Here is a 12648-nt window from a genome sequence, read left to right as displayed (position 1 = left end):
ACCGAACCGTCGATACGCCAGCGGCTCGCCCGACGAAACGAGCGCAGAACCACGCGAGATTCGAATCGCTGAAGTCCCGGCACCAGTGGCAACGTGCGCATCACCATCTCCGCGAGCTGCTCCTGTGTCTGCAAATTGATCTCGGTGAAGATATCGGCCTCTCCCGTGGTTGCCAGCACAACCTGGGTTTCCGGCTGCATGGCGAGATGCTCGGCCACTTCGCTTTCCCTGCCATTCTCCGCGCGGACCCATGCGTGCAACACGGGTCCGCTGCCCAGCACCACCGGGTCCAGTTCACCGATCACCTTGAGGTAGCCGCCATCCATGAACCGCTGCAGTCGGCGCGACAGCGTGCGCTCGGGCACGTCGCTGGCCGCACTCAGCTCCCGCCATGTACCGCGCGGGTTGCCCTGCAAGGCGCTGAGGCAGCGAAGATCCACCTCATCGGCCGCCAGTTGTCCGTTTTCCTCTTTAATCGAGCTTGACGTGTCCATATTCTGACATTAACCTTTTGTTCGTGTCGTTTTTATTGCGATTATAAACAAGCGCTGTCGAGACCCAGCGCTTCAACAAGAGCCAAGCTAATGAATCACGTGACCCAGGCAGGACAGGCGATCCCGGCGGAGACTCCGGTATCGAAAGCCCGCATGATTGCTGCCGGCAGCATCGGCAATGCAGTGGAATGGTTTGACTGGACCATTTACGCCGCCTTTGCCGTCTTCTTCTCAGGCCAGTTCTTCCCCAAGACCGACGAGACCGCATCCCTGCTCGCGACGTTCGCCATTTTCGCAGTTGGCTTCTTCATGCGCCCGGTCGGCGGCTGGGCGCTCGGGATTTTCTCCGACCGCTACGGCCGGAAGGCGGCCCTCGCGGCAACGATCCTGATGATGTCCGGCGGCTCGCTGGTGATCGGCATAACCCCGACCTACGAGAAAATCGGGCTGCTCGCCCCCCTGCTCCTCGTGGCCGCACGCCTGGTGCAAGGCCTGTCGCTGGGCGGCGAATACGCTTCCGCATCGACTTTCCTGGCCGAGATGGCGCCGCGCAAGCGCCGTGGCTTCTACACGAGCTTCGCCTTTTTCAGTTCCGCCGCCGGTATCCTGATCGCTTCGGCCATCGGCTGGGCGCTGACAACCTGGCTCACGCCAGACCAGATGAAGGCGTTCGGATGGCGCATTCCGTTCCTGCTGGGCGCCGTCGGCGGCGTTGCCGGCATGTGGCTGCGCACCTCGATTCCGGAAACCGAGGCTTCGGCCAGGCAGATGCATCAGCAACCGGTCAAGCAGCCCCTGCGGACGCTGCTGCGCGACTATCCGCGAGAAACGCTGCGCATCATCGGCTTTTCGGTCCTGACCACCTTTGCCTTCTACCTGTTCGTCGCCTACGTCCCGACCTATGCGATCCGGGCGCTGCATGCCGACTCGAAGACCGCATTCGCCGCCAACACCATCGGCATGATCGTCTTCATGCTGCTCCACCCGATCTTCGGGATGCTCTCCGACAAGATCGGCCGCAAGCCTCAGCTGATCGTCTTTGCGCTCGGTTACCTGCTGCTGTTCTACCCGATGATCACCACGATGCAGCCGACCTTTGGCTCGATCCTGGCTGTGGAACTGTTCGGTCTGGTCCTCTATGCGCTGTACACCTCGATCGCTCCGGCCATCATGTCCGAACAGTTCCCGACCAGCGTTCGCGCAGTGGGCATCGGCGCCCCGTACAACCTGATGGTGGCCCTGCTTGGCGGCACCACGCCATACCTGCTGACCTGGCTGCAGAGTATCGGCCAGGAGCGCTGGTTCTTCTACTACGTTCTAGCGGGCGCTGTCATCACTCTGGTCACCTTTATACGCATGCCGGAAACGGTGGGGCAGGAACTGAAGTAATCGCAATCGATCCCCGGTCATTGCCGCGCCGCGCTCCCGCACCGGCAGTCCACCGGGTACACGTACCGGCCCCTGCCGCGAGTGGCACAGGCCGTATTCTTTCGGATCACAGATCCAGCTCCTCATGCAAGACGAACTCAAAGCACTCCATTTTCAAAGCGCGCTGCAGATTGCACGGCAGATCGCAGACGGCAGGATCACTTCGCGTGAGGTTACGCAGTGCTTCCTGGACCGGATCCACCGGGCGAACGCGCTCAACGCCTTCACGGTCGTTCTGGACGAGCAGGCCCTCGCCCAGGCAGATGCGGCGGACCGCGCGCTGCGGTCCGGCCAGGCGGCCAGCCCCCTGCATGGCGTGCCGATCGTGATCAAGGACAGCATCGAGATCGCGGGCACCGCCGTGGCAGCCGGCTCGCTCAGCCGCATGGCCGTCGTCAGCACCGGCACCAGCGCCGTGGCCAGACGGCTCCAGGCCGCCGGCATGGTCATCCTTGGCAAGACGCACATGACGGAATTCGCGTTCGGGCTGTCCGGGCAGAATCCCACGTGCGGCACGCCCTGGAACCCCTGGGATGCCTTTCGGCACCGTGCGCCGGGAGGGTCGTCTTCCGGCGCCGGCGTGGCAGTCGCCGCCGGCCTTGCTCCGATTGCGCTGGGTGGCGACACCGGCGGCTCGGTGCGCGCGCCCGCGACCCTGAATCACCTCGTTGGCTTCAAGCCATCGACCGGCATCATCAGCCGCGCGGAAGTCGTTCCGCTTGCCCCCAGCCTGGACGTGCTCGGTCCGATCTGCCGCACGGTCGCCGACGCCCACGCGCTTACCACCGTGCTGGCCGGGCCGGACGACGCCGATCCCGTCACCCTTGAAACACCTGCCGATGTATTCGCTCGCCTGAAGGGCAGGCTGGCAAGTCCGGAACGCGAAATCTTCGTGCTGGATACAGAGGCATTTCCCGCCAGCCTTGCCTCCAGCGCCATGCGTGCATGGAAGGGGGCGCTGGCAAGGCTGCGCGAGGCCGGCTGGGCATTGACGCCGTGGACGCCATGCGCGGCGCTGGACATTGGCAAGCTCTCCGACGACAACTCCCTGATCATCGGATATGAGGGCTACAGCCTTCACGGGCAATTGGCGCAAGACCCGCTGCAGCCCATCTGGGAAGTGGTTCGCCATCGCATACTCGCCGGCGCGAAAATTCCCCGTGAAGCCTATGATCGTGCCATCGAGCGCAGGACGGAAGCCGCGGCGGCGTTCACGCGGGCCATGGGTGCCACGGGAACGCTGCTGATGCCGGCGACCAGCCATGGTGCCCTGCCTCTGGACCCCGCCGATGCCGGTCACGCTGGCATCGGCAAATTCTGCCGGGCAGGCAACTTCCTCGGCACCCCTGCCATCGCCCTGCCCGCGGATTTCGACGACGCAGGCATGCCAGTCGGCGTGCAGCTGTTGGCCCCACCCATGGCCGACAAGGCACTTCTCGACCAGGCCGGTGCGATAGCGCCGGTGCTGCTGGTCACCGACCGCAATCCCGACCTGAAGCGATGGGCTCTCTGAGACCTCGGGCAAGCCGCCCGGCGCGCTTGCCTGTGCCGACATTGGCGGCGTAAGCTACTTCTGACTGTGCCCAACGCGTTGCCCGCCTGCCGGGTTTGGTGGCCCACCATCATCACCCTGGGGAGGGTACGCGGAAGTCACATGCCCATGCAAATCACGATTGCCGGCAGCGCTGTATCACATGAAGCCCATCGCCTATCCCTATCAGCCGGTACCGGAGCGGGGAACGCTGGGGTGCTTCCTGCTGGCCCTCCTGATGCACGTGTTCCTTGGCGTCCTGCTGTACTACGGGGTCCATTGGCAAAGCAGCACCCCAGTCGGCCTGCAAGCCGAACTGTGGGACGCGACCCCGGCAACCACGGCGCAACCACCCGAACCGGCAGCACTGCCCCACCCCGCGCCTGCACCCACTGTGCAGCCAAAGGAGGAAGAGGCTGACATTGCACTCCAGCAGCAGAAGCGCCGCGAGGCCGCCGCCGCGCGCCAGGAGGCGCAAGAGCAAGCGCGCCAACAAGCGCGCGAACAAGCCGACCAGCGTGCACGCCTGGCCCGCGAGGAAGCCGATGCGCGGGCCAGGCAGGCCACCGCCGCCAACGCGCAGCGCCGGAGCGAACTGGAACGCCTGCAGGCCCAGGCAGGCGGCACCGTCGCCAGCCAGGGCGTGGGCAACCGCGCGGGCAATACCGCAGGCGCGGGCGGTACCGCCTCGTCCGGCTATCCGGACCGGGTGCGCCGGCGTGTCAAGCCGAACATCATCTTCACCGAAGAGGTGTCCGGCAATCCGGCCGCGGTGGTGGCGGTGCAGCTGGCCCCGGACGGTTCGCTGCTGTCGGCCCGCCTGACCAAATCGAGCGGGAATTCCGCCTGGGACAGCGCAGTGCTGCGCGCGGTGGAACGATCCGATCCGCTGCCGCGTGACGAAAATGGCATAGCGCCGGGCAGTGTCACCCTCACATTCAAACCGAAAGACTGAGCGGGAACTGGCGGCCTTCGGCTACGGCCATGCGTCGATCGAAGGCATTTCGCCCTGGCCGCGCAGCCACCCATGGTCGGCCAGCGCGAGCAGTTCCCTGTCGCCCCGGCTATCGCCATAGGCGAACAACACCGGCGGTTTTCCGACGCCGGACCACTGCTGGAGCCTGCGCACTTTTTCCGGCCCCCAGCAATTCGGCGAGGCCAGGCGCCCGGAAAAGCGGTCGCCGCGGAATTCAAGCTCGGTTGCGAGCACGGCATCGAAGCCCGCGCTCTCGGCCCAAACCTTCAGGTAGAACGCAGGAGAGGCACTGACCAATACCAGCCGGTGACCGCGGCGTTTGTGTTCCCGCAGCCTTGCCTCCATTTCAGGCCGGATCAGTGCCGGCAACCGTTGGGCCACATATCGCCGCGCCGCGCGCTCCAGTTCGCGCCGGGTCATGCCGCCGATCGCACCGGCAAGGAAACGCGCTTTCGCGGTCCCCCGGTCGCATGTGCCGGCCAGCATGCCGGCCAGCCACGGTGCCGCGCAAACCGCACCGCGGATCAATCCCCGGCCACCGACCATGTAGCGCACGAAATCGCGCAGGCTGTCCGAGGTGGTGATGGTGCCGTCGAAGTCGAAAGCGGCAACGACACTGTCGCGTGAGATCGCCTGGCCGGGAGAACCGCCGCGCCACGGGTCGCGGGTCAACGCATGTTCCCGGTGTGGCCAAGCGAATAGCGTCCGGGCTGCGGCCAGACGGTGAGGCCGTGCGGCTCCATGCCCACCGGAATGGACTTGACCGAACCGGTTGTCGTGTCGATGGCATAGACCACGTCGTCGAACCGGCCCGACAGCCACAGCGTCCTGCCGTCGGCGCTGACGTTGCCCATATCCGGGCTGCCGCCGCCCGGAATCGGCCAGGTGGCGACGACCTTGCGCGTATCGAAGTCGATCACGGACACGCTGCCCTTGCCATGCTTTGGCCCGTGCACACGGTTGGAGCCGCGATTGGCGACATAGAGCCTGGTGCCGTCGCGGCTTGGATACAACCCATGCGTACCGACCCCCGTCTGGATGAAGCCGGTCTTGGTAAAGCTGTCGCCGTCGACCACATGGACGCCATCGGCCATCATGTCGGCCACGTAGAACGCCTTGCCGTCGGGCGAAATGCGGATATCCTGCGGCATGCCCTTCTTGCCGAGCTGCAGGTAGCCGGCCACCTTGCGATTCACCAGGTCGATCTTTGCCAGGCTGCTGTCGAATTCGCAGGTGAACAGCGCGTACTTGCCGTCAATCGAAAAGTCCGCGTGGTTGATCCCTTTGCATTGCGGCACTTCGAGACTCGACTTCAGCGCCATCGTGCGCGGATCCCGGAAGTCGAGCCGCGCATGCGCTTCCGCAACGACGATGGCCTCCTTGCCGTCCGGCGTGAAGTACATATTGTATGGATCGTCGACCCGGATCTCCTTGCCGGGTTTACCGGTTTTCGGATCGATCGGGGTCAGGCTGCCGTCGGGCCGGCCCTCGGCATTGTTGGCTACCCACAGCGTCTGCAGATCCCACGACGGAACGACATGCTGCGGGCTGCGGCCGACCGGGAACCGGTCAACCACCTTGAGCGTCGCCGGGTCGATGACATAGACGTCGTTCGAGCGCAGGTTCGGCACATAGACGCGTGGCAACGCGCCCGACACCGCCGGGCTCATATGGCCAGCGGCCGCTTCGCCATAGAGGTTGCCGGGGTTCACCACGGGCGGCATGCCGGCCACGGTCGCGACAGCCGCCGCAGCGGATGCCGCGGCGGCGGCACAGCAACCGGCGAGCGCCACCGCAACTGCCGAAGCAAGGCGCGAAAAACGATGAGGATGCAATGGCATGGCTGGTTCCCTTATCGAGTGAAAATGCGGCTGGATGCGGAAGGCGGACGGCACCGGACGCGTCAATGGACTCCGGTGTCCTTCCTGATGGCCCCGATGGTCTGCGCGACGATCGCATCGATGCCGGGCTGGCCGAGCTCGGCGCTCGCACCACGCGGATCCCCGCCATAGACGCCGTCCGCCGGCCCCAGCCTGGGGCCGCTTCTCAGGCGCTCGAGCCGCACCATCTGCGGTGCGACCGCGAGTTGCAGCGACGTATCGGCAAGTCCCGCATGCGTGCCGATCTCGTCGTCGCGGTAGCCGCGCTTGCGCAGCATCTCAGCGTAACCGTCAGCGCTGGCGGCATAGTACTCCGGCGGCACGAACGCGCGGGCTCCCGAACCGGCCCAGGCCTTGTTGAGCTGGGCCACCACGCGCTTGACATCGTTCTGGTAGCCGCCGTGATCGCCGAGAAAGACGATGTTCGTGAATCCGTGGACCTTGAAGCTGTTCGCGGCAGACGCCAGCGTTTTCTCGAACACGTCGTCCGGCACGGTGATCGTGCCGGGAAACCGCATGTGCGAGGTCGGCGGAGCATAGCTCCCCTCCGGCACATAGGCGATCACCGGCGCCACCAATGCATTGCCCAGGCCTTCGGCGATGCGCTGGGACAGAACCTTGACCCGTGCATTGTGCTTGCCGAGCGCAACGCCGGGACCGCTCTGCTCGGTCGCGCCGATGGGAATGATGATGGTGGTCTTGCCGGCGTGAATCTGGTCGCGCAGTTCGGTCCACGTCAGCTCCTCCAGCTGCACCGTTTTAGGCACCTGCGCCATGGCGGACTGGGTGGCCGCAAGCACCAGCGCGGACGCAAGAGCCGATCGGAGGAGAAAACGCATGGCGAGCCCTCGTGGAAAAGTTCGTTCAGGTGTGGAGAAGGAAGCGATGGAAGCGCCAGTGGATCGCCCTGCGCGCCGGGACTGCGCCCGGCCAGGCGTATCGGTGGCGAGCCTGCGGGCCTCGCGGGAGAAGACAGCAATCGGCATGCTGCACATGATACATAGGATACATTGGCCGACAATACCTTGGGCCGGCCGCCCGATCTCCGTCAGCCCTTTTCGCGCAGCACCAGCGTTGGAATTCCTGGACTTATGCAAGTCCTGAAACACCAGCCGCAATGCCGGCGTGGATCAGCCTGATCCCCGCTGCCCACTCGCCCCTGTCGGGGCTACGCCCGGACAGGGCATAGCCGTGCAGGTAGTCGACCACCACATCCCTGGCGAGCAGGTACTGCGCATCGGACAAGCCGAGATCTGCCACGGCCAGTTCGAACAGCGCGTCAAAACGCCGGCCGACATGGGCCGGCCCGACAGCGCCCCGCGCCATCAGGCGGACCAGCGCCGGCACCGGGCAAGCCAGCTTCAGGTACATCGAGCATACGGCGATCAGCTTCGACTGCGTATCGTCTCCGGCCGCGAACGGCAGCGTGGCGGAGTCGAGTGCCTCGAACGCATGCGCCACCACCGCATCCAGCAGCGCCGATTTCGTCGGGAAATAGCGGTAGACCGCCATCGGGTCGACGCCCATCGTCTGCGCCAGGCCCCGCATCGAGAAGTCTTCGCCCGCCTGCTCGAGCAGCGCGGTGGCTGCCGTGAGGATGGCGCCGGCTTCCAGCTTTGGCGGGCGGCCTCGCCTGCGAACGGGAGCCGCTTGGGCTGTATTTTCAATGGTGCTCATGCTTATAATTCTACACCGTAGATTTAATAAGGACACACCAATGCATCGTCCAATGGTCAGCGTTTTTCTTGCCGTCAGCCTCGATGGCTTCATCGCCGGTGAAGGCGGCGATCTGTCATGGCTTTCGCCGTATGCCTCGGATCCGCCGGAGGCTACCGGATACGCCGCCTTGATGCGCGAAACCGATGCGATGGTGATGGGCCGCAACACCTACGACGCGGTGCTGGGATTCGGGCCCTGGCCCTACGAGGGCAAGCGCGTGGTCGTACTGACTGGCCGCGAACTGCGCCCAAGGCACGGAGAGGAACGCGCCGATGTCCCGCTGCATGCGTTGCTGCGGGATCTGGGCAAAGCGGGACATCGCCATGTCTACCTGGACGGCGGTGCCGTGGTTCGGGATGGACTGCGGGCGGGGCTGGTCGATAGCCTGACCTTGTCGCGGGCGCCCGTCGTGCTGGGCAAAGGCATAGCGCTTTTTGACCAGGACCTGCCACGGGCCACATGGCGCATGCACAGCACCAGAAGCCTGCCCAGCGGGCTGGTGCAGACAAGATATCTTGCGAACCTTGCGAAAACGGGCGACGCGTAAGCGGCGCCTACCGCCCCGACGCCGCGCACGCACCCTCTCCGCCGCCACGCGCAGTCTTGTCGCTGCCAAGCAAAGCCAGCAGTCCGCACGCCAGCGAGCCGCGCCAGTGCAGGTAATCGTGCCCGCTGGCGGTCTCGGCGTAGCGCACCGGATAGCCCTTGGCCTGCAGCACATCGCGCAGATGGCGCGAGGTGGAAAGAATGCCGCCGGGCCCCCGCGCGCCCTCGAACAGGCCAGCCTCCAGATAGAAGCGCAGCGGCATCCTCGGGGCCGCCACATACTCGCGCGTCAGCCATTCCGGCTCGCGCGCCGGCGCGGATGCGCCCAACGGTGAGCCCGGCCCCGGCGCCCACCAGAACGATCCCGACTGGCTGAGCACATTGCCGAACAGTTCGGGATGGCGCAGCGCGGCGTAGGCCGAAGCCAGTCCGCCGAAGCTCGACCCCGCCACCACAGTGCTGGCCGCCGGGGCGGACAGGCCCTGCCCGCGCGCCCACGGCATCAGTTCTTCGGCGAGGAAGCGGGCGAACGTCGGGTTGGGCGGCAGTTCCGCGCTACGCGCCGCGGCACTCGGGTTGCCGACGATGATGGCCGCAGTGGGCGGGATACGCCCTTGCGCGATCAGGTTGTCGAGGATCACCGGCGTCGGCACCAGGCTCACGTAGGCATGCGCATCGAATACCAGCAGCAGCGCCTGGCCGGCGCCACCGGGGCGGTAGCCGGCGGGACGGTACAGGTAAACGTCGCGCCCATTGCCCAGCAACCGGCTCTCGAAGCGGTGCAGCGACAGCGTGCCGGCGGGTACGCCCGGCCTTGCCTCCACCCACGGCTGCGGTGGCGCCTGCGGCAGTTCCAGTACCGACTTGGCCTGGAACGCATCGGCGCCAGCGGCCGGAAACACCCGGGCATTGAGCGGGTCGCGCTGCGCGGTGGCCAGGATGGCGCGGCGCAACTGCGCCGCGGGCGCGTCGAACTTCGGCACGTCGGGGGCCAGCTGGTAGCTCAGGCGCGTGCTGGCGGGCAGGCGGTAGGAGCGGAACCAGACGTCGCTGTCGCCCAGCCGCGCCAGTTCGTCATGATCGCCAGCCGGGCTGCCGAACAGGCGCACGCCGTGGCCGGCGCCGCGCCACAGGAAGGTCACCAGCACCGCTTTGCCGGCGCCGCCATCGCTGACCGCTCCCTCTTTGCCGGACCCGGCAAGCGGCTCGGACAACGGCTCGACCAGCGGCGTGCCGCGCTGGCTCATCTCCCGCCAGAACGCCGCGCTGCCACCACCGCTGGCAAGCGTCTTTGCCAATGCCCGCAACCGTGGGCTCTCGACCGCCGCTGCCGGTGCGTGCTGCGCCGCCAGCGGCACGATGGCGTCCACCGTGATCCGGTATGGCGTGCCGGCCTGCGCCGCAGGCTTGGTGTGGGGGATAGCCTCCTGGCCGTTAGTTGCATTCCTGCCAAGAAGCCCATCGCTGCCATCTTCCGGGGGACCTACCCGCAGCGTGTAGTCGCCATCGCGTGGTGCCACGAACATGAAGTCGCGGGTGGGCATGCCAGCGCCGGCCAGGCGCCGCAGGCGCCCGCCCTGGGCATCGAGCAGGTCCAGCGCCGCCGGCACCCCCTCGAAGCTGCCCTGTACCAGGTCGCCCTTTGCCAGCGCCAGCCGGTAGGCTGCCGGCATGCCGGGACGCCACAGTCCGCCGGCACTGCCGCCCTCGCCAAGCCGCACCCCTGCCGCGCCTTGCTGCCCCGCCGGCGCGATCTGCGTCTGCGGGGCCGGCGTTTCACCCTGCCCGCGCGCGCCGCCGCAGGCCATCCCAAGCAGCATCGCCGCCAGCACCAGCGCGCGTGGCGGCCGCCTGGATCCATCCCGATGCCGCATCTCGCTCTTCCTCATGACCGGCCCCTTCAGAAGTCGATGGTGGTGGAAAGCTTGAAGGTACGCGGCGCGTTCTGCGTGGCGAAGCCGTCGTTGAAGGTGCCGGTCCAGTAGCTGCGGTCGAGCAGGTTTTCCACGCTGGCGCGGAACACCACCTTGCGGCCCTGGACGCGCGTGGCATAGCGCGCGCCGACGTCATAGCGGGTCCAGCCCGGAATCCGCTGCGTATTGGCGGAATTGAGGTACTGCCAGCTGGTGCGCACCGCGCGGCCGGTCAGGGTCAGGCCCGGCACCCAGGGCGTATCCCATTCCAGCGCCACGCTGCCGGCCCAGCGCGGCGCGCCGAAGGCCGTGTTGCCGTCGAAAGCGCCGTTGGCGGTATGGGTCAGCAAGGCCTGGGTATAGGTCACGCCGCCCAGCACGCGCACCTGCGGCGCGACCTGGCCGAACAGGTTCCATTCCACGCCGCGATTGCGCTGCTCGCCGTCGGCGTTGTAGGTATTGCTGGCGGTGTCCTTGAGCATGCTCGGCTTGCTGATCTGGAACACGCTCAGGGTGTTAGTGATCTCGCCCGCGTCCCATTTCACGCCGGCTTCCATCTGCTTGCTCTTGTAGGGAGCGAATACCTCGCCGTAGTTGCGCGCGGTGACGTCGGTCACGCTGTCGCCCTGGCTCAGCCCCTCGATGTAGTTGGCATAGAGCGACACCTGCGCGCTCCACGGCTTGACCACGAGCCCCAGCGCCGGTGTCAGCGCGCTCTTGTCGTAGTCGGCGGTCTGCACGCCGGTGGTACCGCTGAAGGTCGTGGTCTGCACGCGCTGGGCACGCAGGCCGGCGGTGAGCAATACGCGGTCGCGCGCGAACGACAGCGTATCGGCCAGCGCGATGCTGGTCAGCGTAGTCTCGGCGGTCTTGGGCGCGGCGCCCGGCTGGCCCGCCAGGCGCGGCGTGGCGGGATTGTAGATATTGGAGGCGTAGCTGGCGCCGGTCTTGTTGACGGTGCCGCTCTCGATCTGCAGCGCGGTGGCGCTCAGCACCAGTTGATGCCCGACCGGGCCGGTGCGCGCCTGCGCCCGCAACCCGGCTTCGGCCGACAGCGTGTCGATGTAGCCGTTCTGGTGGTAGGTCATGCCCGTGTAGTTCCCGGCCGGCGAGACGTTGCCGGCGCGGGTGCCGTTGATGTAGCCCGAATAGCGATAGCTGCGCGCGCCGACGCCGGCATAGGCGGTGAGCTGGTCGTTGATATCGAATTCGCCGCGCACCACCGCCGCCTTGTTATCCAGCCGGCCATGGGTGCCGCGCAGCAGGTTGGTGCCGGTCTTGGGCGGACTGGGCACGGTGGTGCCGGAAAAGGACGCCATCCATGGGCTGCCGTTGCTGATGTCTTCCTCGTTGGCATAGGCGTCCAGCGACAGCTTCAGCCGCTCGCCGCGATAATCCAGCCCGAGCGCGCCCAGCAGGCGCTTCTTGCTCTGCCCGTCCAGTTCGCTGCGGCCGTCGCGGTAGGCACCGTTGAAACGCACGCCGAATTCATTGCGGCCGCCAAAGCGCCGCCCCACGTCAAGATGGCCGCCGAATTGCGAACTGGAGATGTAGTCGGCGGTGAACCGCGTCAGCGGCGCGTCGCCCGCCCGCTTGGGAACCAGGTTGACGACGCCGCCCACGGCGCCGTTCGGAGACATGCCTGAGAGCAAGGCGCTGGGGCCTTTGAGCACTTCCACCCGTTCGATGAACTCGGTGGGCGCATGGCCGTTGGGCGACAACCCGTACATGCCATTGAGCGCCAGGTCGTCGGCGTTGACCGAGAAGCCACGGATGCTGTAGTTCTCATAGATATGCCCGGCCGACGTGGTGAAACGCACCGAGGGATCGTTGACCAGGACATCGCCCACGGTGCCGGCCTGCTGATCCTCGATGGCCTGCGCGGTATAGCTGCTGATGTTGAAGGGTGTGTCCATCATGTCGGCATTGCCCAGCATGCCGAGCCTGGCGCCGCGCGCCACCTGGCCGCCCGCGTAGGATTCCGGCAGGGCTTCGGCGCGGTCGGCGGCGGCGCTCACGGTCACCTCCGGCAGCGCGGCCTCGGTGACGGCACCGGGCGGATGCGCGTCGGGCCGTAGCGTGTAGGCGCCGTTGACGCCGCGCACCGCCTGTAACCCGTGTGCCGCCAGCAGCCGCGCAAAGCCCTCCTGCAGCGTGAAAC

General features: G+C 66.7%; 11 protein-coding genes. 4 read left to right on the top strand and 7 right to left on the bottom strand.

Going from position 1 to position 12648, the window contains the following annotated elements; genetic code table 11:
* On the bottom strand, nucleotides 1-494 hold a 494-nt coding region (locus tag P3W85_RS37555; protein ID WP_276268520.1), incomplete at its 3' end, for an Lrp/AsnC family transcriptional regulator.
* 90 nt (nucleotides 495-584) lie between these two features.
* Between P3W85_RS37555 and P3W85_RS37550 the strand changes: the two genes are divergently transcribed.
* The 3 genes from P3W85_RS37550 to tolA all read left to right on the top strand — a co-directional run bounded on the left by P3W85_RS37550 (nucleotide 585) and on the right by tolA (nucleotide 4408).
* The gene (locus tag P3W85_RS37550; protein WP_276268519.1) at nucleotides 585-1883 is read left to right on the top strand and encodes an MFS transporter; all 1299 of its coding nucleotides are present in this window, start codon (nucleotides 585-587) and stop codon (nucleotides 1881-1883) included.
* Between the two features lie 124 nt (nucleotides 1884-2007).
* Nucleotides 2008-3435 carry an amidase gene (locus tag P3W85_RS37545; RefSeq protein WP_276268518.1) on the top strand — a complete coding sequence of 476 codons (1428 nt, stop codon included), beginning with the start codon at nucleotides 2008-2010 and terminating at the stop codon, nucleotides 3433-3435.
* A 181-nt stretch (nucleotides 3436-3616) separates the two neighbouring features.
* A complete protein-coding gene (gene tolA, locus P3W85_RS37540) occupies nucleotides 3617-4408 on the top strand; it encodes a cell envelope integrity protein TolA (protein WP_276268517.1) in 792 nt (263 codons plus the stop codon).
* A 21-nt stretch (nucleotides 4409-4429) separates the two neighbouring features.
* On the opposite strand, the gene P3W85_RS37535 is transcribed toward tolA, so the two are convergent.
* The 4 genes from P3W85_RS37535 to P3W85_RS37520 form a co-directional block, all read right to left on the bottom strand.
* Nucleotides 4430-5101 (bottom strand): HAD-IB family hydrolase, encoded by a 672-nt coding sequence (locus tag P3W85_RS37535; protein WP_017226163.1) that lies wholly within the window; start codon nucleotides 5099-5101, stop codon nucleotides 4430-4432.
* Nucleotides 5098-6270, bottom strand: a complete 1173-nt coding sequence (locus P3W85_RS37530; RefSeq protein WP_276268516.1) for a YncE family protein — start codon at nucleotides 6268-6270, stop codon at nucleotides 5098-5100. The genes P3W85_RS37535 and P3W85_RS37530 overlap by 4 nt, the downstream gene beginning before the upstream one ends.
* Nucleotides 6271-6332: 62 nt before the next feature.
* On the bottom strand, nucleotides 6333-7148 hold the full coding sequence (locus P3W85_RS37525; protein WP_276268515.1) for a creatininase family protein: 816 nt from the start codon (nucleotides 7146-7148) through the stop codon (nucleotides 6333-6335).
* 250 nt (nucleotides 7149-7398) lie between these two features.
* Nucleotides 7399-7986 carry a TetR/AcrR family transcriptional regulator gene (locus P3W85_RS37520; RefSeq protein WP_276268514.1) on the bottom strand — a complete coding sequence of 196 codons (588 nt, stop codon included), beginning with the start codon at nucleotides 7984-7986 and terminating at the stop codon, nucleotides 7399-7401.
* A 40-nt stretch (nucleotides 7987-8026) separates the two neighbouring features.
* On the opposite strand from P3W85_RS37520, the gene P3W85_RS37515 reads away from it, so the two are divergent.
* Entirely contained in the window at nucleotides 8027-8575 is a 549-nt protein-coding gene (locus P3W85_RS37515; RefSeq protein WP_276268513.1) for a dihydrofolate reductase family protein, read from the top strand.
* A gap of 7 nt (nucleotides 8576-8582) precedes the next feature.
* Here the strand turns inward: P3W85_RS37515 and P3W85_RS37510 are convergent, their stop codons facing one another.
* Together P3W85_RS37510 and P3W85_RS37505 are read right to left on the bottom strand one after the other, a co-directional pair.
* Complete coding sequence (locus P3W85_RS37510) at nucleotides 8583-10463, bottom strand: enterochelin esterase domain-containing protein (RefSeq protein ID WP_276268512.1); 1881 nt, start codon at nucleotides 10461-10463, stop codon at nucleotides 8583-8585.
* 11 nt (nucleotides 10464-10474) lie between these two features.
* The coding region (locus tag P3W85_RS37505) for a TonB-dependent receptor (RefSeq protein ID WP_276268511.1) at nucleotides 10475-12648 on the bottom strand (2174 nt) is incomplete at its 5' end.

The sequence above is a fragment of the Cupriavidus basilensis genome (genome assembly GCF_029335485.1).
GTDB lineage: Bacteria > Pseudomonadota > Gammaproteobacteria > Burkholderiales > Burkholderiaceae > Cupriavidus > Cupriavidus basilensis_E.
This window is presented reverse-complemented; position numbering and strand designations above follow the sequence as displayed.